This window comes from Flavobacterium anhuiense, from assembly GCF_001705175.1.
GTDB lineage: Bacteria > Bacteroidota > Bacteroidia > Flavobacteriales > Flavobacteriaceae > Flavobacterium > Flavobacterium anhuiense.
In genome coordinates this window covers 2,915,500-2,937,973 of record NZ_CP016907.1, presented here as the reverse complement: position 1 = coordinate 2,937,973, position 22,474 = coordinate 2,915,500, and the positions used below count along the sequence as shown (strand labels likewise).

General features: G+C 35.5%; 15 protein-coding genes. 5 read left to right on the top strand and 10 right to left on the bottom strand.

Annotation, left to right across the window (positions count from 1 at the left end):
- Positions 1-6: 6 nt before the first annotated feature.
- From BB050_RS12910 to BB050_RS12890, 5 genes are all read right to left on the bottom strand, one after another.
- Positions 7-1,239 (bottom strand): glycoside hydrolase family 27 protein, encoded by a 1,233-nt coding sequence (locus BB050_RS12910; RefSeq protein ID WP_066033817.1) that lies wholly within the window; start codon positions 1,237-1,239, stop codon positions 7-9.
- An 89-nt stretch (positions 1,240-1,328) separates the two neighbouring features.
- On the bottom strand, positions 1,329-2,366 hold the full coding sequence (locus BB050_RS12905; RefSeq protein ID WP_066033816.1) for an IPT/TIG domain-containing protein: 1,038 nt from the start codon (positions 2,364-2,366) through the stop codon (positions 1,329-1,331).
- A 20-nt stretch (positions 2,367-2,386) separates the two neighbouring features.
- A complete protein-coding gene (locus tag BB050_RS12900; RefSeq protein ID WP_008468134.1) occupies positions 2,387-3,985 on the bottom strand; it encodes a RagB/SusD family nutrient uptake outer membrane protein in 1,599 nt (532 codons plus the stop codon).
- An 11-nt stretch (positions 3,986-3,996) separates the two neighbouring features.
- Positions 3,997-7,188: a SusC/RagA family TonB-linked outer membrane protein gene (locus tag BB050_RS12895; protein ID WP_066033815.1), complete on the bottom strand. Its 3,192-nt coding sequence runs from the start codon at positions 7,186-7,188 to the stop codon at positions 3,997-3,999.
- Positions 7,189-7,503: 315 nt separating this feature from the next.
- Positions 7,504-8,382 carry an AraC family transcriptional regulator gene (locus BB050_RS12890; RefSeq protein WP_008468130.1) on the bottom strand — a complete coding sequence of 293 codons (879 nt, stop codon included), beginning with the start codon at positions 8,380-8,382 and terminating at the stop codon, positions 7,504-7,506.
- Between the two features lie 305 nt (positions 8,383-8,687).
- Between BB050_RS12890 and BB050_RS12885 the strand changes: the two genes are divergently transcribed.
- The 5 genes from BB050_RS12885 (at position 8,688) to BB050_RS12865 (ending at position 15,089) form a co-directional block, all read left to right on the top strand.
- Complete coding sequence (locus BB050_RS12885; RefSeq protein WP_066033814.1) at positions 8,688-9,824, top strand: glycoside hydrolase family 26 protein; 1,137 nt, start codon at positions 8,688-8,690, stop codon at positions 9,822-9,824.
- Positions 9,825-9,861: 37 nt separating this feature from the next.
- Positions 9,862-11,253 carry an MFS transporter gene (locus BB050_RS12880; protein ID WP_066033813.1) on the top strand — a complete coding sequence of 464 codons (1,392 nt, stop codon included), beginning with the start codon at positions 9,862-9,864 and terminating at the stop codon, positions 11,251-11,253.
- A 26-nt stretch (positions 11,254-11,279) separates the two neighbouring features.
- The gene (locus BB050_RS12875; protein WP_066033812.1) at positions 11,280-12,470 is read left to right on the top strand and encodes a glycoside hydrolase family 130 protein; all 1,191 of its coding nucleotides are present in this window, start codon (positions 11,280-11,282) and stop codon (positions 12,468-12,470) included.
- A 6-nt stretch (positions 12,471-12,476) separates the two neighbouring features.
- Complete coding sequence (locus BB050_RS12870) at positions 12,477-13,667, top strand: AGE family epimerase/isomerase (RefSeq protein WP_066033811.1); 1,191 nt, start codon at positions 12,477-12,479, stop codon at positions 13,665-13,667.
- Positions 13,668-13,799: 132 nt separating this feature from the next.
- A complete protein-coding gene (locus BB050_RS12865) occupies positions 13,800-15,089 on the top strand; it encodes a glycoside hydrolase 5 family protein (protein WP_066033810.1) in 1,290 nt (429 codons plus the stop codon).
- A gap of 47 nt (positions 15,090-15,136) precedes the next feature.
- On the opposite strand, the gene mgrA is transcribed toward BB050_RS12865, so the two are convergent.
- The 5 genes from mgrA to BB050_RS12840 all read right to left on the bottom strand — a co-directional run bounded on the left by mgrA (position 15,137) and on the right by BB050_RS12840 (position 22,305).
- Positions 15,137-16,093, bottom strand: a complete 957-nt coding sequence (mgrA, locus tag BB050_RS12860) for an L-glyceraldehyde 3-phosphate reductase (RefSeq protein ID WP_066033809.1) — start codon at positions 16,091-16,093, stop codon at positions 15,137-15,139.
- Between the two features lie 135 nt (positions 16,094-16,228).
- Positions 16,229-16,795: an HdeD family acid-resistance protein gene (locus BB050_RS12855; protein ID WP_066033808.1), complete on the bottom strand. Its 567-nt coding sequence runs from the start codon at positions 16,793-16,795 to the stop codon at positions 16,229-16,231.
- Between the two features lie 349 nt (positions 16,796-17,144).
- Positions 17,145-19,442: a beta-glucosidase BglX gene (bglX, locus tag BB050_RS12850; RefSeq protein ID WP_066033807.1), complete on the bottom strand. Its 2,298-nt coding sequence runs from the start codon at positions 19,440-19,442 to the stop codon at positions 17,145-17,147.
- Positions 19,443-19,835: 393 nt separating this feature from the next.
- On the bottom strand, positions 19,836-21,215 hold the full coding sequence (locus BB050_RS12845) for a sialate O-acetylesterase (protein WP_066033806.1): 1,380 nt from the start codon (positions 21,213-21,215) through the stop codon (positions 19,836-19,838).
- A complete protein-coding gene (locus BB050_RS12840) occupies positions 21,205-22,305 on the bottom strand; it encodes an SGNH/GDSL hydrolase family protein (protein WP_066033805.1) in 1,101 nt (366 codons plus the stop codon). Before BB050_RS12840 ends, BB050_RS12845 begins: the two co-directional genes overlap by 11 nt.
- Positions 22,306-22,474 lie beyond the last annotated feature (169 nt).

The following is a 22,474-nucleotide window of genomic DNA, read 5'->3' as shown; positions in this document are numbered from 1 at the left end:
ATTGATTTAAGGAATTAGTTTTAAGGTAACAACATCATGTGGAGCGATTTCAGCATTGAAAGCTTTTTTTGTGTTTCCGATTTCTTTGTTTTTCCAAAGGTCTTTTATTTTAAAGATTGTTTTATTAAAATCTGCTTCATAACCAAAATCAGCATCTTTGATATTGTTTTTCTTCCAATCAAAATTAATTTTTTTTGAAGTTTCAGTTCTGTTTACAAAACTCATTGCCCAAGTGTTATCTGAAAGCGGCTTAACCCATACTTCTACCCCATCTAAAATAGCATATTTAAATCCTTGAATTCCAAGTTTATCTTGATTTACTGCCAAAAGCTCTTTATTGGTCAAAATTGACAAAGTCTCTTTTGACATTTTTCTGTAATCATTACCCGTAAATAAAGGAGACGAAAGCATGCACCACATTGCAAAATGCGTTTTATCTTCGGTATCATTCATTTCGTTTCCAACTTCCATCATATCAAAATCATTCCAATGATCGGGACCAGAATATTTACGGATATCTTTTCTCATATCGGCAATTTTCATGAATCCCCAAGACGACCAATTTTCTGGATGCTTGAATTCGCAGTCAAAGCATGGATAAATATCTCCTGATATTCTCCAAAGGTTTCCAACTGGTTTTCCCCATTCCCATGGCTGATTGTCTCCCCATTCGCAAAGGCTAAAAACAATTGGCCTCCCAGCAGTTTTTAATGCATTGCTCATTGTTGTATAAGCTTCTTTTGCTGTAATACCTTCTGTATTGCACCAATCGTATTTTAAAAAATCGATTCCGAGTTTTGCATAAAATCTAGCATCTTGATATTCATAGCCTCTTGTTCCTGGATAACCCGCACATGTTTTTGTTCCTGCACAATTATATAAACCGAATTTCAGGCCTTTATTATGAACATAATCTATAAGCGCTTTCATTCCGCTTGGAAATTTTTCTGGATCCGGCACTAAATCACCGTTTGCATCACGCTCGTGAGTCATCCAGCCATCATCTAAGACAATATAGTTATAACCCGCTGCAGCCAAACCAGAAGAAACCATAATATCGGCCGTTTCTTTTACTAATTTTTCATCAATATTGGTCGCAAAGGTATTCCACGAATTCCATCCCATTGGAGGTGTCATTGCTAATCCTTCAAATTTTCCAGCTTGCTGTTTATGCGTGTTGCCTTGACTGAAACTTAAAACTGAAAAGCACAGAGAAAACAATAAAATTATTCTTTTCATAAATTAAATTTAAATGTGTTAAAAAAAGCATTCCCTAATTGAGTAGATTAGGGAATACTTGAAACAAAACTCAAACCAATACTAAGATTTTATTTTAAAACAAATCCCATGTCATCCATAAGAATGGTATTTCCTCCAAAACTTCCAGATTCCTGAAGCGTCAGCTGATCAAATGTTGCAGGATTTCCAATATCAGAAAACGGAATCTCAATTGTAGTCCATTTGTTCGTTAATGGCTTTTTAATTTGATAAGCCCATCCGCCAAAAACAAATATCACACTGGCATTTGCATTTGTAGAAACACTTTTTACTTTTACTCTAAAGGCTTTGTATTTAGAAACATCTCTTGAATTAAATTTCATATCAGCTCCATTCCATCCGCCAAAAACAAATTTAATCGCTGCTTGCCCCTGCACTACATCATCTTTAAAATTTGTATCAAAAGTATCACTTCCGCTCCACATCCAATGTCCGGCATCACCTTGAATAACATCATCATACAATGCTGATCCAACTGCTTCTTCAGATGTGGTAGTTCCTGAGATATTGGTAACACTTACATATTTATCTGCAGAATTTGCTGGCATTTTAAATTTAATCTCTGTTAATGATGAAGAAACTATCTCTGCCTCTGTGGTTCCAACCTTAACTATAGGATCAAGGAAATAATCTCCAAAAATGGTAACCACATCACCATCTGCTGCATTTATCGGGTTATAACTTCCAAACTTAGGCGTTGGAGGCGCTATAACAAAATCGTATAAAACTGTTCCTTGTTTTGTAACCAATTTCAATTTATTGCTTGCATCTGCATAAGGTGTTTTTTCATCAATTAAAACAAAAATTGCAGTATCGGTAACTAGTGTAGGGTTAAAATAAGTATCAAAATCATTAAAGTAGATTTTTGTTACACCTGAAAGTCCTTTTCCTTGAATAATATAATAATTTTTAGGATCTCCAACTGTAACAGGAACCAAATCACCTTCAACAGATTTTGCAACACTTGTAATGACTGGCGCTCCGGAACTTCCAGAAGAGTCATCATTGTCGCAAGATGAAAACACGCCCAGCACTATAAATGCCATTGTAATGAAAGGCAAAACGTATTTTATTTTTATATTTTTCATATCAGTCTAATTTTTAGGGATTATTTAAAAGTATACGGAACTGGAGCCTGTAACAATTTAGGATTTTTAGCCACTTCGTTATCTGGATAGTCCATATAAAAGTCATTTGTTGCGTGATCTTCACTATAAACTGGTGTATAGTAACGCTCTCCATATCTGTCTCCTCTATTTTGTGCCGACATAATAGCGATTGCTTTCGCTTTGTCTATACGCCCCAGATCAAACCAATAATCTCCTTCAAAACATAATTCTTTTCTTCTTTCTAAAAATATATCATCAAAAGTAATTGAAGTTAAAGCGGCTAAACCTGCTCTCTTTCTTACTGCATTTATTGAACTTAAAGCTGATGCATCTGAAGTGCTTGCTCCTCCAGCTAAAACTGCTTCAGCATGAATTAACAACAATTCTGCATAACGCATTACATACGTATTATTATCCATCATTGCCCATGCATCTGCCTGACCTGTAACATTTCCGTTAACTACACCAATACAATATTTTTTAATTGCTCCTCCAGACGCCTGAGCAAGATCTTTACCTGATGGAACTGTAAATCCTATCCCTTGCGTAGTTTTAATATTTGGATAAGTGTCACCGCCAACCATTACAGTTTCATGTTTTCTTAAATCTCCAGCATCATATAAAGAAAACATAACTTCTTGGCTCGGGCCAAAAACTCCCGCATAAGATGCATTTGAGGTTGACAATGTACCATCTTGGAATCCGAATTGTGTATTACAGTTATTTGCAGATCCATAAGCTCCGTCTCCTTTCCATTGAAGAGCAAAAATCGATTCTTCGTTATTATTGTTTGCATATGTAAACAAATCACCAAAACTTTTTCCAGGAAGCTGATCTCCTCCTAAAAGTTTAAATTCACCGCTATTGATAACATCTTCTGCCATTGCTCTTGCTTTTGCATAGTCTTTTTGATACAAATACACTTTTGCCAGCATTGCTTTTGCAGAACCTTTAGAAACGTGTCCGTTATTTGCATAATTAGCCCCTCTGTTTTTTGCCACCAATAAATCAATTGCCTTTAAATAATCAGATGTAATTAGTTTATAGATATCTTCAACGGGATTTGTATTTACATAAGGATTACTGGTATAGTCTAATGGATTTTCAATAATGGGCACTGGTCCCCAAAGTCTCACTAAATCAAAATAAGCAGTAGCTCTCATAAAATACGCTTCTCCAATAGTATTATTCAAAACATCTTGAGAAACACCTGGTCCTACTCTTGCCGCAAGAAAGTTAATAATCATATTGGACTGCTGTACGTTTGCCCATAAAGATGACCAACCATTTACTAGTTCTGGATCGCTTCCGTTTAAAGAGAAAGTTCTTAATCCGCTCACGTCAGGAGAACCAGAATACATGTTTCCAGATCCTACTTCCAGCGCCCACCAGAATTTATTATACATTTGAAACCAAGTTCTGCTATACATCCCATTTGTTGCCGATGACACTTGCTCGTCTGTGCTGTAATACGAATCCAAACTTATTCCATCTTCAGAAGGTCTATCAGTAAAATCGTCCTGACAAGATCCAAAAGTCAAAAATGCCACTGCCATAAAAAGCAGGCTATATCTATTTAAAAAAGATTTCTTTTTCATTTTCTTTAATTTTAAAATTCTAGGTTAAGTCCAACTAAAAATGTTCTCGCTACGGGATATCTTCCGTTGTCAATTCCTGATAAAAGCACATTCTGATTAAATGAACCAATCTCCGGATCATAACCTGAATAATTTGTAAACGTATACAAGTTCTGTGCAGACCCGTACAATCTTAATCTTGAAATTTTATATTTTGAAATTACATCTTGCGGCAAAGAATACCCTAGTGTTATATTCTGAATTCTTAAGTACGATCCATCTTCAACATAACGATCTGAAATAAGAAGGTTATTATTTGAAGAATCTGCAATTGGCCTTGGGTTATTACTTGCTGTATTTGTTGGAGAATAATAATCCATTGCCTCCACTAATTGGTTATCATATAAAGAAGCATTTGTTGTACCAGCTCTTCTTGTCAAATTCATAACATCATTTCCGTACGAACCTTGAAGAAAAATAGAAAGATCTACGTTTTTATATTTGAAATTGTTTGTAAATCCGTAAGTGAATTTTGGATGCGGATTTCCGATGAATGTTTTATCATTTGCATCAATTTTTCCGTCTCCATTTACATCCACATATTTAACATCTCCCAAAGCTGTTTCTCCTACTCCCGTTCCTACCGCCTGACCAAATTGAAGCGGTGCATTATCCAAAACTGTTTGATCCTTGAAAATTCCGTCTGTTTTATACCCGTAGAACAATCCAATCGGATTTCCAATTGTAGTATTGGTAACTACTACTGGCTGATATCCGTTGGTATTAACCTCTTGAGTTAACACAATTCCGTTAGCAATTTCGTCTAGATTATTTTTGTAATGAGAAACCACCAAAGATGCATCCCAATTAAAGTTTCCTGAAGATCTTAAATCGTATCCAACCGTAATATCATAACCTTTATTACTCATAGTTCCCAAATTCGAGTATGGAGCAGAAACTCCTCCGTACTGACCTCCACCACCTGTCAGATATAAAGGTAACGGCACTTGAAATAAGAAACCTTTAGATTTTTTGTCATAAACATCAAAACTTGCAGAAAGTTTGTTATTCAGCAATGTAAAATCAATACCTAAGTTGGTCTGATTCAAAGATTCCCAAACTAAATCTGGATTCGGATAATTTGATGGCAAGAATCCGCTTCCTAAACCTGAATTCTGCGTTCCTAACATTGCAGAGTAACTGTTATTTGGAATCTGCTGATTTCCTGTTTCTCCATAACCCACTCTAAATTTAATATTGTCTATATATTTACGAGTTCCTTCCATAAAAGACTCGTTAGACAATTTCCATGAACCAGAAATAGCGTTAAAAACCCCTTTTTGGTTATCTGTAGTCGGATCAAATTTCGAAGAAACGTCCTGTCTGATAGAAGCCGTAATGCTATATTTATCATTAAAGTCATAAATAACACGAGCAAACAAAGACGAAAGTGAAGCACTTCCTTTATATTGTGTTATCGTATTATTGTCAACATCTGCTAAATTAATGGTGTGAATTGAATTTGTTTTAAAGCCTTGCGCAGATGCGATCACACCTTCCCAATGAGAATCATTTGCTTCCTGACCTGCCAAAAGCGTTATTTTGTGCTTGCCAAAAGTTCTGTCGTAAGTCAGTAAATTTTTAATATTTGTAGAATACCAGTTTTGTCTTCTTACGTCCAAATCTGCCAATAAATTTACCTGGCTTCCCCATGCATACGATGGTCTGAAGTCATCATTCTCAGAAAACTCCGTATTTGCGGCAATTTCAATGCGATATTTCAATCCTTTGATGATATCTGCCTCAGCATAAACATTTCCTAAGAAATTTTTTCTAACCAATTTATTTTCCCTAGTTAACGCCTCAGCAACTGGATTATAATAGGTAACGCTTTGTTCAGAAGATGGCGGACCTGCAAATGAGCCATCAACATTTCTAACCGGAATATCAGGAGATTGCAATAATGTATTCGAAATTAATCCTGAATAACTTTGGTTTACCGTAATTCTTTCATTTGTAATACCTCCTGTTAGATTTCCACCAATTCTTAACCAAGATTTAATTTTTGAATCCAAATTCAATCTAACCGTATATCTCTTTAACCCCGAATTGATAATCGTTCCTTCATTATCCAAATAACTTCCAGACAAATAATAGCTTGTTCCATCTTTCGCACCAGAAAATGAAAGCTGATGACTGTTAGAAATAGCCGTTCTATATACTTCATCCTGCCAATTTGTGCCAGCTCCTAGCAATTCAGGATGAGAAAACTCCTGACGAGTCTGAAACCCCCATAATTTAGCCAAATTGGTTTTTAAAGTTGCGTATTCTGACAATGTCAAAACATCCAATTTATTGCTTATAGTTGCAAAAGAAGTGTAGTTCTCATACGACACTTTTCCGCCGCCTTTCTTACCCGATTTAGTCGTAATAATAATAACACCATTTGCACCACGAGACCCATAAATTGCAGTAGCAGAAGCATCTTTCAAAATATCCATGGATTCAATATCATTTGGATTGATCATTGACAACGGACTCATAGCTGTATTACCACTTCCTCCAGAGGCAGAAAACCCGTCCTTACCTGCCAAGGTCTGCCCGCTCGTAGATTTACCAGTTGCATCTCCAGAAATTGGCACACCATCAATGACGTACAAAGGCTCATTTGTTCCCGTAATAGAAGTCGTTCCTCGAACTCTTACAGAAGCTGCACCACCCGGCTGGCCAGAGTTATTTGTTACCGAAACTCCCGCGGCCTTACCTTGAAGCATCTGATCAATAGAAACTTGTTTTAAGTTTTCAATATCTTTAGATCGAACAGAAGAAATAGCTCCATTTACATCTTTCTTTTTCTGAGTCCCATATCCAATTACAACAACTTCTTTTAAGTCTTCTGAAGACGGTTTTAAAGAAATATTGATTTTAGTTTTGCCTGCAATGGCAATTTTTTGGGAATCAAAACCGATAAATGACACTACCAAAGTCCCATTTGAAGGGGCATCAATACTATATTTACCGTCAAAGTCTGAAGATGCGGTATTTTTAGATCCAACAACAGAAATGTTGGCTCCAGGAATTGTCATTCCTTTATCATCAGACACTACTCCTGTTATTTTAACCTGAGCAGCAATAAAATTACTAGTCAGCAGCAAGAATACAATCAAAGGAACCGCTCTGTGGTTAGCATTCCAATGAAGAAAGTGAGTCATTAGTTTTTTCATAATAATGTTTGGTTAGTTAAATTTGTTTATTGCATAATCTTAAAAGCAAATGCCAGGGTAATTTTTACTTTTAAATTATTTCAACAAATCTATAACAGCGAGAATTATCAAATCGATAATATTATATCATTTAATGATAATATTTTTACTATAGGCGATTAAAAAAACATATATAAAAATAAAATCGCATAAAAATTAAATTATTCGCAATAACAATCCTCAAAAAGAACCTAAACAATGAATAAAAACTAATGAAATATCAAAAATCAAACGTTTTCGTTAAAAATAATATTTATTTGTGATAAAAAAGTATCACTATAAAATACGTTTCAGCCCCGAAAATTCTTCACGATATTGACTTGGCGTACAATTTTTTGTCGCTTTAAAACTGCGATTGAAGTTTGCGATGTTATTAAAGCCAGATTTAAAAGCAACCTCAGAAACACTCATGTCTTTTTCTACCAACCAACGTGCTGCGTAACCAATTCGGATATCATTTATATAATTGACGAAAGTTTTTCCTGTACGTTTTTTAATAAATCGATTAAAAGAAATGATGGACATGCTGGCTACATTCGCTGCATCTTCTAAAGTAATTTTCTCAGCGAAATTTTTCTGCACGTATTCGTAAACCAATTTCATTTTATCATAATCATCAAACGTATCATAGTCTACAGTATATGTAGAAAGTAAACGCTGATTTCTGGAATTAGCCAGATCATATAACAAAGAAGTAATCTCTAAGAAATAATCCATACCATCCAATTTAGAAAGCTTCACAAGCCTTGGCGTTAATTCTTCGGCTGTTTTTTTCGAAAACAAAATGCCGTGAATAGATCGGTTAAACATATCCCTGATCGGATTCATAATACGTCTTGCAAGCAAAGATTCATGAAATAAATCATTATGAAATTGTATCGTTATCTCGTGTATTTTTTTATTGGTACATTTATTCAATTCCCAACCGTGATATAAATTCGGACCAATCAGAACCAATTCTACATTATCAATTTCTTCAATATTATCTCCTACAACCCTCTTTACTCCTTTCCCATTTAGAATAAAATTGATCTCAAATTCTGGATGATAATGCACCGGGAAATCAAAACTATCTTTTACGCGATCAAAAACCAAAAAGCTGTCACTAGCAGCAAGCGGCGCTATTTCTCTATAAAAATTTTTCGTAGTACTCATATTAAAAAGTATTTTTCAGAAAGGTGATATTCTATTTTTTGATTGCAATAATATGATATATAATTGATAAAATAATATTAATCACAGTTTAATCATCCGTTTATCTTTGAAAAAATTAATTATCATATCTTTAAAAAGAATATTAATAATAAACATTAATCATTTTTAATCAAATAACTTTTTATAGTTTTAATAATGTTAAAGACAAATTGCTAAAGAATTTTAGAATAAAAAACTAACAGATTTTAAAATCATAAATATCATATCTTTAGCAGTTAGTGCCATTAACTATCAATAAATCGACAATGAAAAAACATTTTATCATGCTTCTAACGGCTGTTTTTGTAAGCACTTCATGCGAATCGCAAAAAAGCAACAGTAATACAATTTTGTCACTTTCAGATAAAAAAGCAACAGCTGAAACTCAATCACTTTATAAAAACTTAAATACATTATCTCAAAAAGGATTCTTATTTGGGCATCAAGACGATTTGGCTTATGGTGTAAAATGGAAATATGAAGACGGACGAAGCGATGTAAAAGATGTTGCAGGCGATTATCCAGCAGTTTATGGATGGGACATTGCAGGTTTAGAAAATGATAAACCTAATAATATTGACGGTGTTCCTTTCAATAAAATGAAACAATATATCATACAGGCAAATGCACGTGGCGGAATTTCAACCATCAGCTGGCATTTTGACAATCCCGCAACAGGAAAAGATGCTTGGAATAATATTCCTAATTCTTTAAAAACCATTTTACCTGGAGCTCAAAATCATAAAAAATTCACTTCTTGGCTAGATAAAGCGGCAACTTTCTTTTTGTCATTAAAAGATAAAAACGGAAAAAACATCCCGATACTTTTTAGACCTTTTCACGAACTTACGGGCGGATGGTTTTGGTGGGGAAAAGGAAACTGCACTCCAGAAGAATTTAAAACCGCTTGGAAATTCACTTTCGATTATCTCCAGAAAAAAGGGGTTCACAACCTTATTTATGTATATAATACAAGCAGTTTCAGCAGTGAAGACGATTTCTTGGCCAATTATCCTGGAGATGATTATGCTGATATTTTAAGTTTTGACACTTATCAAAATAATGATGATTCGACTGGTGAGAAGTTTATCAGCGAAGTTCAAAAGCAATTTAAAATTTTAAACGAAATATGTCTTCAAAAAAGCAAACCAATGGCATTGGCTGAAGCTGGTTACGAAGCCATTCCAGATTCAAAATGGTGGACAGGCACTTTATTGAAAGCAATCGGAGACTATAAAATTTCTTATGTATTAATGTGGAGAAACCATGGCTGGCAGGAAAAAGAACAAAAAATGCATTATTATGCTCCATTTTCTGGTCAAGTAAGCGAGAAAGATTTTGTTGATTTTTATAATCTAGATCAGACAATATTTGAGAAAGACATTCCGAAAAAATTAAAATAACTGCCCCAAAACAAATTACAACCTTAAAAAATAACCAATGCACGACAAAATTAGTTTAAAAGAAAAAATCGGTTACGGACTTGGAGACGCTGCTTCATCTATGTTCTGGAAAATTTTCAGCATGTATCTCCTCTTTTTCTACACCGACGTTTTCGGATTAGCACCTGCCGTAGTGGGAACCATGTTTTTAATCACTCGAATCTGGGACTCTTGCTTTGACCCGATTGTTGGAATTCTAGCCGACAGAACCAAAAGCAAATGGGGAAAATTCAGACCTTATCTTCTTTGGGTTGCCATACCTTTTGCCGTGATTGGAGTTTTAACTTTCTATACTCCAGATTTTGACGAAAAAGGAAAAATCATCTATGCCTATGTGACGTATTCTTTAATGATGATGATTTATTCTTTAATCAATGTTCCGTACGCATCACTTTTGGGCGTAATGTCTTCTGATAGAAAAGAAAGAAATACGCTTTCATCTTATCGAATGGTTTTTGCTTTTGGAGGAAGTCTTTTGGCACTTTGGCTGATTGAACCTTTGGTAAACTACTTTGGTGGAAATCTAAATTCTAAAAGTGGCTGGCTGGCAACAATCGCAGTTTTCGGATTAATCACAACCATATTTTTTTGGGCTTGTTTTGCATTCACTAAAGAAAGAATAAAACCTATTGCAGACGAACAAAATAACCTAAAAGAAGATTTAAAAGATCTCCTAAAAAATAAGCCTTGGTGGATTTTACTCGGAGCAGGGATTGGAGCTTTGGTGTTTAATTCCATTCGCGACGGAGCTGCGGTTTATTATTTCAAATATTATGTCAGTAGTTCTATCAATTTTGATTTTTCATTTTTCGGAACCGATTTTCATATGACACCAACCTCAATCTACTTGGTTTTAGGACAAGCTGCAAACATCATCGGAGTTATTATAGCTACGCCAATTGCGAATAAAATTGGGAAAAAGAAAACCTTTTTTGGAGCAATGGCTTTAGCTGCAATCTTAAGCCTTATTTTCTATTTATTCGGAAAAAAAGATATTTTCTTAATCATGAGTTTCCAAGTTTTAATCAGTATTTGTGCAGGCTGTATTTTTCCATTAATCTGGTCAATGTACGCCGATAGCGCCGATTATTCAGAATGGAAACAAGGACGCAGAGCTACAGGACTAGTATTCTCGGCTTCATCCATGTCACAAAAATTTGGCTGGACCATTGGCGGCGCCGGAGCAGGCTGGCTTTTAGGCTACTTTGGTTTTCAGGCCAATGTCGAGCAGACTGCGACAGCTCAAAACGGAATTCAATTAATGTTAAGCATACTACCAGCAATTGCGGCCGCAATCTCGGTAGCTTTTATAGCATTTTACCCTTTATCAGAAGAAAAATTACAGATTATAGAACAGGATTTAAACGAAAAGAGAGATCAAAATCAATAAAAAACCAAAGACAAAGCAATCAATTTATGACAACAATAACATCTTCAGTCCATTTTAAAGAAAGAAAATCGGCATTAGAAAAAGAACATAAAATACTTATTGAACAAAAAAACGAACCACAGGAAATTGTTGGAAATGGCATTTATGACCGTTACAAAAATCCTGTTGTTACGGCTGCTCATATTCCGTTAAACTGGCGTTTTGATTTTAATGAAAAAACAAATCCGTTTTTACAAGAAAGAATCGGTATTAATGCTGCTTTCAACGCTGGAGCAATGAAATGGAATGGAAAATATCTTTTGGCTGTTCGTGTTGAAGGAATAGACAGAAAATCATTTTTTGCCATTGCCGAAAGTCCAAACGGGATCGACAATTTCAAATTTTGGGACAAACCTTGTGTAATTCCGCAAACAGAAGATCCAGATACAAATGTGTATGACATGCGTCTGATTAATCACGAAGATGGTTATGTATATGGCATTTTTTGTACTGAAAGAAAAGATCCAAATGCTCCAAAAGGCGATACAAGTTCGGCCGTTGCTAATGCAGGAATTGTTCGATCTAAAGATTTAGTAAACTGGGAAAGATTGCCAGATTTGATTTCAAATACTGGCCAGCAGCGAAATGTAGTGTTGCATCCGGAATTTGTAAACGGAAAATACGCTTTATACACGCGTCCACAAGATGGTTTTATTGATGTTGGATCTGGAGGCGGAATCGGTTTAGGGTATGTTGAAGACATGAAAAACCCAGTTGTTAAAGACGAGAAAATCATTTTCGGAAAACAGTATCACACCATTTACGAGCTGAAAAACGGGTTAGGACCAGCGCCAATCAAAACTTCAAAAGGATGGCTGCATTTAGCGCACGGAGTTCGTAATACTGCTGCTGGATTGCGTTATACTTTGTATATGTTTATGACTGATTTGAATGATATTTCGAAAGTAATACACGTTCCGGCTGGGCATTTTATGGGGCCTGAAGGAATTGAAAGAGTGGGCGACGTTTCGAATGTTTTATTCTCTAACGGATGGATTGAAGATGAAGATGGAACGGTTTACGTTTATTACGCTTCATCGGATACGAGAATGCACGTGGCAGTTTCAACTGTAGACAAATTAGTAGATTATGTTGTAAATACACCCGCAGACACTTTTGTTTCTGCTGGTTCAGTACAAACTATCATCAATCAAATCGAAAAAAATAACGCAATCTAAAATACCGTGTCATTACAACTCAAGCTTTTAAAATCGGAATTAACAGCAGAACTGAATTCTATTCTTAACTATTGGTCAGAACGTACTATTGATGACCAAAATGGCGGTTTTGTCGGGCAAATTGATTTTAATGATCAACTCATTCTCAATGCTGAAAAAGGTTCGGTATTAAACGCCCGAATTCTTTGGACGTTTTCTGCCAGTTACAAAACCACTAAAAACGAAAACCACAAAAAGCTGGCAGAAAGAGCATTTGAGTTTCTCGCAACTTACTTTTATGACACACAATTTGGAGGTCTTTTTTGGAGTATAAATGAGGATAAAACTCCAAAAGACACCAAAAACCAGATTTATGCTTTAGCTTTTGCGATTTACGGATTATCTGAATTTTACAGCATTACAAAAGAAGAAAAAGCTTTAGAAATAGCTAAAAATTTGTATTTAAAAATTCAGGAACACAGCTATGATCCTGTAAACAAAGGCTATTTTGAAGCTTTTACCAGAGATTGGCAACCCATCGAAGATTTGCGTTTGAGCGCAAAGGATGCCAACGAAAAGAAAACCATGAATACGCATCTTCATATTATTGAGGCTTATGCGAATTTATACAAAGTTTGGAAAGACGAAAATTTGCTGGCAACGATTATCGAATTATTAGAAACTATCGAAAAATATTTCATCAATACCGAAACAGGACATTTACGTTTGTTTTTTGATGAAAACTGGAAAGAGAAGCCAGATGTCATTTCGTATGGACATGATATTGAAGCGGCTTGGCTTTTGCAGCAATGCGCTGAAATTTCAGGAAATGAAACTTTGATTGAAAACTATAAAAAACATGCCATTCAAATTGCAGAAGTAACCAAAGAAGGTTTAGATGCTGATGGCGGTTTATGGTATGAATTTGATGCTGAAAAAGATGAATTAATAGCAGAAAAGCATTGGTGGCCACAAGCCGAAGCTTTAATCGGTTTTTACAATGCGTATCAATTGACAGGAAAAGTAGAATATCTTGATATTGTTTACAAAAACTGGAAATTCATAAAAAAACAAATCATAGACCCACAAAACGGAGAATGGTTTTGGGGAGTGTACGAAGATTATAGTGTAATGCAAAAAGATAAAGCTGGATTCTGGAAATGTCCATATCATAACAGTCGTGCATGTCTGGAGCTTATTCGTCGAATTGAAAATTAAAATTTCAAATAAAAATCAAAACGTCTTATAGAACGTAAAGCCCTAGCCCCGATAGAAGCGGCATCCTTTTATGGTGGGGTTCACCATAAAAGATAGAGCGGATAGCGGGATTAGCTCCTTAAAATATAAATTATGAAAAATAGATTTTTTAAAACACTTTCATTAGTCTTAATTTTTACTGCAATTGCTTGTCAGGCACAGGAAAAAATTACTGTGAAAGGAAATCAGTTCTATAAAGGCGACAAACCTTACGCTTACATTGGAACCAATTATTGGTACGGAAGCATGTTGGCATCAAAGAAAATAGGAGACCGTAAAAGACTGTTGCGCGAATTGGATTTAATGAAGAAAAACGGAATCGATAATTTGCGCATTTTGGTTGGAGCAGATGGTGGGAAATACGATTTCACGGTTCGTCCTGCCTTGCAATACGAACAGGGAAAATACGACGAAGATTTATTGGACGGACTGGATTTCCTGATTAGCGAAATGAGCAAACGAAATATGTATGCCGTTTTATATTTGACCAACAACTGGGAATGGTCGGGCGGAATGTCGCAATATTTGGAATGGAATGGCAAAGGTCCGGTTCCAGTTCCTAATATTCCGCCGAATACTTGGCCGCAGTTCATGTCGTATACAGAACAATTTCACAGTTGTGAACCTTGTATAGAAGCTTTAAACAGTCATGTGAAGTTTATTATTGGCAGAACAAATGCGTATTCTAAAAAGAAATACAATGAAGATAACACCATTATGTCGTGGCAGGTTGGAAACGAACCAAGACTTTTTACGGTAGAAAATGAGGCAAAATTCACGAAATGGCTAAATTCTATTGTGGATTTGATTGACAGCTTAGACAAAAACCATTTGGTTTCTACAGGTTCTGAAGGAAAAAACAGTTCAAACGACAGCATGGAAATCTTCGAAAGAACGCATCAAAATCCGAATATTGATTATTTGACCATGCATATTTGGCCTAAAAACTGGAATTGGTTTAAAGCTGATAATGCCGAAGCAACATTTCCGAAAACCATTGAAAACGCTGGAAAATATATTGACGATCACATCAAAGTGGCCAACAACTTAAACCGTCCAATAATAATTGAAGAATTTGGTCTTCCGAGAGAAAATGAAAATCTGAATGCTGGAGCTCCTTCTGTTTACAGAGATAAGTTTTACAGCTATATTTTTGGAAGAGTTGCAGAAAGCGTTAAAAATAACGGTCCGTTGAGAGCTGTCAATTTCTGGGGTTACGGAGGCGAAGGAAAAGCAATTCATCCAGATGGAAAATGGAATCCGGGAGAACCGTTCACAACAGATCCGCCACAAGAACCTCAAGGTTTAAATTCGGTTTTTAATGGAGATAAATCAACATTAGAAATTGTAAAAGATTACAATTTGAAGTTAAAAAATAAATGATGATTTAGGAAACCTAACAGGTTTTTAAAACCTGTTAGGTTTAATTATTATGATAAAATACTCTCAATCGCATTCAATTCATCATGCGAAAATTCGGTATTCTGTAAACAATCAATATTGTTACACAATTGTTTTACAGAACTAGCGCCAATTAAAACTGATGTAATTCGTTTATCTTTCTGAAGCCAAGCCAAAGCCATTTGCGCCAAAGACTGATTTCTGTTCTGAGCAATTTCATTCAGCTGAATTAATTTCTGAATTCTTTCCTGCGTCACCTCATCTTCTCTTAAATGCCCGTTTGGATTATGCGCTCTAGAGTTTTCAGGAATTCCATTTAAATATTTATCAGTCAAAAGTCCTTGTGCTAAAGGCGAAAATGCAATACAGCCGACTCCCTTTTCTTCGAGAACATCCAACAAACCATTTTCAACCCAACGTTCAAGCATTGAATACTTAGCCTGATGAATCAAACAAGGCGTTCCTAATTGTTTTAAAACATCAACTGCAACACGAGTCTGTTCTGCCGAATAATTACTAATTCCAACATACAAGGCTTTTCCACTTCTAACAGCATGATCTAGCGCCATCATCGTTTCTTCAATCGGAGTTTCTGGATCTGGGCGGTGCGAATAAAAAATATCTACATAATCAATACTCATTCGTTTCAAACTTTGGTCTAAACTTGAAAGCAGATATTTACGAGAACCCCAATCTCCATAAGGACCTTTCCACATGGTATAACCTGCTTTAGTAGAAATTACGATTTCATCACGCAAATTTCCTTGAAAATTATGCCATAATATTTTTCCGAAATTCTCTTCAGCCGAACCTGGAACTGGCCCATAATTATTCGCCAAATCGAAGTGTGTAATTCCTTTATCAAAAGCTTCAATAGCAATACTTTCGGCATTTTCAAAATTATCTACCGATCCGAAGTTATGCCACAATCCTAAAGAAATCTCAGGAAGCAGCAAACCGCTTTTTCCACATCTGTTATATTTCATTGTTTTAATTTAAAAGTTGGAAGTTTTAATAGATTTTAAAGGTAAAAAAAACTCCCGCAGATTTGGCAGATTTAGGAGATTAAAAAATCCACTTGATCTGCTAAACCTGCGGGAGAAAATAAATCTTATTCTTTTTCAAACTAAATCATGCAGTTTTTTAAGTTTAAAAGAAAAATAAATATAAAAAATACCGCTTGCGATGAAAGCAAAAGCAGTCCAATATACTATTGAAAGTCCTGCAAAAACAGGATTCCATAATAACAGAAAAGAAAACAAAAGTCCCAAAATTCCTAATCCTAAAAGATTTTTCCAGTCGGGAACAGAATAGCTTTTTAAATTAAAGGCCATAAAAATAGCCATTACAGAACGAAACAAAATAGCCAATCCAACATAAAGAGGCAAAAGTGTTACTGAAACTAACGGGTTAGCAATTAATACTATTCCAACACCTAAACCTATAATCCCTGATACCAGTGTCCAGCCCCAGTTGTCTATTTTTTTTCTGTTTGAAAGTGCAAAAATAATTTCAAAAATTCCGCTGACCATAAATGACACACTAAATAAAAATGCCAATGTTAAATATGCCTTTACAGGTGTGGCAAAAGACCAAAATCCGATGATTACAAAAAGTATTCCCACTAATAACGGAATGTACCAATAATCAATTGCTGCCTTCACTTTTTTAAATAAAGAATGTTCCATAATACTATTTTTAAAATCTTGCCTACTCTAGAAAGTTTTCAGCTTACCTTAAATCACCAATTAAAAATATTTAATTGGCTGTCTATCAAAGATAAAACAAAAGCATAAACCAAAACACTTTTTCTGTAATAAAATACTGATATATAAACACTTGAGCAACATGACAAATCAATAGTGTCCAGCTTTAGCTAGATGAAAACATAAACACAATCAAAAGGGCTTTAGCCAAACCTACAAAGTTTGGCTAAAGCCCTTTTCTTATTCAAATTTTATTTCCCTAATTAAATCTAGGTGCTATTCAAAAAACTTTGAACCTTTGTTACTTTGTCCCTTTGCATCTCGAAAAGAATTACTCTTTAATCTCAAACCCACTTTGCAAACCTTTATCAGAGCTTCCTCCAACCAAGATTTTAAAAGTTCCAGGTTCTACTAAATAAGCTCCTTCATTATTGTAAAAACCAAGTTCTTTGTCCGTTAAAGTAAAAGTTACCGTTTTAGTTTCACCTTTTTTCAGATTCACCAATTCAAAACCTTTTAGTTCTTTAATTGGACGAACGATACTGGCGTATTCATCATGAATGTATAATTGCACCACTTCTTTTCCATCATAATTTCCAGAGTTCGTAACCTCAACGCTCACTTGCACTTTTTCACCTTTTGCAAAAGAAGTTTTATTCAATTTCAGGTTCTTATAATCGAAAGTGGTGTAGCTCAAACCAAAACCAAACGGAAATTGAGGCGTTTTTTCCACATCCATGTAGTGCGACCAGAAAACATTTTTATCGCTGTCTGTTGGTCTTCCTGTACTGTATTTGTTGTAATAAATTGGTACCTGACCCACATTTCTTGGAAACGACATTGGCAATTTTCCACTCGGGTTATAATCTCCGTATAAAACCTGAGCAACCGCATTTCCAGCTTGAGTTCCTAAATGCCAAGCTTCAACAATTGCCGGAACATTCTCTGCTGCCCAAGGAATACTTAACGGACGTCCGTTATTTAAAACCAAAACTACATTTGGATTTACTTTATAAATTTCTTCTAATAACTCTTGCTGTAAACCTGGCAAATTCAAATCAGTTCTACTTCTTCCCTCACCGCTTTGGAAACCATATTCACCTAAAACCATTACGACAACATCTGCATTTTTTGCTGCTGTTTTAGCCGCTTCAAATCCGCTTTTATCTGTTGTGTTGAAAACTGTTTCAGTTAAGAAAGTCGCTTTTTGTTTTAACAAATCAACACCTTTTTCAAAAGTTAGCTGATTGTTTTTATACTGCTGCATTCCTTCTAAAACAGAAACTGCAGTATCATCAGAAGCTGCAATTCTCCAGCTTCCCAACGGACTGTTTTTATCATTTGCCAAAGCGCCAATCAAAGCGATTTTCTGTCCTGATCTCTTTAGCGGAAGCAAATTCTTTTCATTTTTCAAAAGAACAATAGATTTCTTCGCCATGTCTAAAACGCCTTCATTATTGGCTTTACTTCCAACAACTTCCTTCTCACGTTTTTCATCACAATATCTGTACGGATCATCAAATAATCCCAATTCAAATTTCACACGAAGAATTCTGCGAACAGCATCATCAACCAAAGATTCTTTTACTTTTCCAGATTTTACTAAATCAACCAATTTGGCCACATACAAATACGATTCCATATCCATATCAGAACCTGCAATAACTGCTTTTGCCGTTGCATCGGCTTCGTCTTTTGCATAACCGTGCGCAATCATTTCGCGAATCGAAGCATAATCAGAAATTACAAATCCGTCAAACTTCCATTTCCCTTTCAAAATATCTCTCTGTAAAAAAGCATTTCCAGTTGCTGGAACGCCATTCAAAGTATTAAACGAATTCATAAACGTACGAACTCCGGCATCTACAGTTGCTTTAAAAGGAGGCAAAACCGAATTGTATAATTTCGAATTACTTATGTCTACAATATTATATTCCAATCCCGCTTCAACATAACCATAGGCGGCAAAGTGTTTTGCACAAGCTGCAATCGTATTTACTTTTGCCAAATCAGCAACCGTTTCGCCCTGAAAACCTTTTACACGCGCATAAGCGACTTTACTTCCCAAATACGGATCTTCACCCGCGCCTTCCATCACGCGTCCCCAACGGGCATCATTTGCAACATCGACATTGGGTCCAAAAGTCCAGTTAATTCCAGATGCCGAAGCTTCATCTGCCGCAATAGCCGCCGATTTTTTAATCGCTTCTAAATCCCAACTCGCTGCTTCTGCCAACGGAATCGGACTTAACGTTTTATAACCATGTATTACATCAAAACCAATAATTAGCGGAATCCCTAATCGCGTTTCTTCAACCGCAATTTTCTGAACCGCACGAACTTCTTTCACTCCACGAACCGTCAGCATCGATCCGACCAATCCTTTTCTTAAATGTTCGTATTTCAATTCTGCCGTTCCACCTTTCGGAGCAGGCCCCGTAACATCCCAAAAACCATTATATTGGTTCATTTGCCCTACTTTTTCCTCAAGCGTCATTAACGGTAAAAGCAAATCGATACGTTGTTCAACAGTTTTATTTTTATCCAGATACGGCTTTTTCTGTGCATTCATATTTCCAATCGTAAAAAGGGAAAATACCCCAATAATTAGTATTTGTTTATTTTTCATATGTGGTTTAGTTAGTTTTTTCTTTAAGATTCTAAGGTTCTGAGATGCTAAGATTCTAAGTTTTTTTGGGCGTGTCCCGCCGAAAAAGGCGGGTCGGGCTTTCAGCTATATCTTTTGTTCCGTTTCTCTTCACAAAAGGATACCGCATCTATCCCTCACGCAAATCGTTTTCAAAAGAGTATTTTCGGTTATCTTGTCATCCTGAGAAGGATCACACTAGAAACTCCGCACAGAACTTCGTCAATCTTTGTCGGCTCCCGAGTATGATCCTTCATTTCTCAGGATGACAAACTTTGTGTCTTTGCTTTGTGGAGCTTCTTGCGGGACTCCGACTTCGCATAGCCTGACAAAAAATCTAAAGTCTTGCTTCTTAATTCTTTCTTCTTTATACACTCACTCAGAAACAAAACAAGAAGCCGGCAAATTCGCTTTATTAAACAAATCTGACTGAATTGTATTTCCCCATGCAAACCTCACTTTTGCTGGAGAAGCCACTTTTTTACTTTTCAAAATCACTTCGTTATTTTCAATTGAAGCTTCGGCTGGATAAAAAACTCCATCTGTTCCCGCAACTTCAAACTGATTCGATTTTTTATCTTTGAAATACAACCCGTCTCCGTAGTCAAAAGAAACGATTACTTTGTTTTTATCTATTTTAATGGATTTAAAGAGTGGGCCATTAACTAAATTATTATTGGTTTTATAGGTTTCAGCCAAAGCTAAATTTGCCAGACGAATTCCAACCGACTTTTTATTTTTTGGATGAATATCAATCGTATCCGAAATATCACTAATGACAACCATTCCTGTTTTCGGAACTTCTTTCAATAGTTTTCTTTGAGAATCTCTAATTGTTACATTTGAAAAATTATTCTTCCCAGTTTTAAATGGCGCTATCTGAACATAATAAAACGGAAATTCGTCTTTCCATTCTTTTCTCCAAGACGTAATTAAAGCGCCTAACGTTTTATCATAAACCAAAGAGCCAACATTTGATTCTCCCTGATACCAAAGCGTTCCAGCAATTTTAAATCCGATAATTGGATAAATCATGGCATTGTAAGCACGTCCGGGTTGTCTTGGCCCGTATTCTTGTTCATTTAGTTTTTTAGCATTTTCCAATAAAACAGGATCGTTGCTTACCACTTCTTGTGACATCCAGATTTCAGCAGGAGTTCCGCCCCAATTGGAAGAAATCAATCCGATTGGGACATTTTTTAAATCTTCGCGCAGCCTTTTGGCAAAAAAGTAACCAACCGCACTAAAATATTTCATGGTTTCAGGAGTCGATTCCGTCCAGTTTCCCAGTAAATTGTTCTGCGGATTTTCTGCCGTTAATTTCGGAACTGTAAAAAATCGAATGTTAGGATTTGTGGCATTTTTCATTTCTTCTTCACCGTCGTCAATTCCCCAGCTCGCTGACATTTCCATATTAGATTGTCCAGAGCAAAGCCAAACTTCTCCAATCAAAATATTTTTAAAAACAACTTCATTGTAGCCTTTTATCGAAATGGTAAAAGGTCCGCCAGCTTCTGGAGTTTTAATGGTTAATTCCCATTTTGCCTGATTGTTGGCAACGGTTTTATATTCCTGATTATTCCAGCTAGAAACCAGTTTTATTTCTTCTTTTGGATTACCCCAACCCCAAATTTTCACTTCAGAATTGCGCTGTAAGACCATATTATCACCAAAAATATTCGGAAGCGAAACGTTTGCCATCATAGTACTGGAAATCAATAGAAAGAAAACAAACTTAATTATATTATTTTTCATTTAGCAATTTCTTTAAAAATGGTGCATATTCATTTGCCAAAACCTTATGATCTGCAACATCAGGATGTCCGCTACAGCCATTTGGAGTCATCGGTTTAAATTTGAAAATTTGAATCGGTTTGTGCGCTTTATCATTCGCGAAAGCATTTTTAACTTTATTCAAGCAATCTTCAAAAACTACTGCTCTATCTCCGCCAACCATTGGACTGTTTGTAATGACAATCTGTACTTTCGGATTATGTAGGTACAACATCTTTATAAAACTGATGTAATTTGAAACATATTTTTCAGGATTGAATGGTAGACGCTCTTTCTTACCGTCTCCACCAGAAAAATCATTTGTTCCTAAAGCAATACTTATAATATCTGGCTGAAAAGCAAAGTCGTACTTTGGCTTTGACACATCTTTTGTGAGATATAAATTTGGATACACATCTGGCATTATGGCTTCATCTTTATGCTCGTCATTCCAATTTCTGTACATTCCGATTCCCGAAACACAGCTCATTAAATAATCTGCTCCAATTGCTCTTGAAAGTGTTGGCCCATAAGCGTAGTAACCATTGTGATGATCCATATATTCTCCTTTATCACAAGGAACTTCTGTCGGATCGCTAGCCGCGCCACAAGTAATAGAATCGCCTATGAACTCGATTTTCTTTTTCTTTTTAAATGAAATTGGAACCCGTTTTGCCGTTGTTCCAGCAAACAAAATATTACCGCTTTGGGCTTCTGTATTTTTGTAGATTTCTAGTCGATGCTCTTTTTGATTTGAAGTCACTTTGATTGGAAATGACTGAATCGCTCCTTTTTCAATTCTAACCTTTCCTATATATTTTCCATCCAAAACTAATTGCACATAATTATGATGTTCATAAGAATCAACGCTTTGAAGTGAGATTGAGCATTCATTTCCTGTAAAATTAAAAGAAACCGAAGAAGCCGTTCCGATTAAAATTACCTGATCATTTTGAAGTTGATCAACTCGGCCTTCGTATAAAAAAGTTTTATTCGTATTTTGAGTTTGGGCATTAGAAAAAGCCGAAATCAGCAAAAACGAAATTAAAATAGCTATTTTTTTGGGAAACATAATTTATTTGTTAAATCTAAATACGATTCACAAATATATTGGAAAGAGTTTATCTAAAAAGATACTAAAATGTCAAAAAGTAATAAAAAAACACCACATAAACACATCATTTGGGAGCTAAATAGTACTTATTTGTATTTTTTAGGGTGCTCTTGTTCTTTTTAAAATA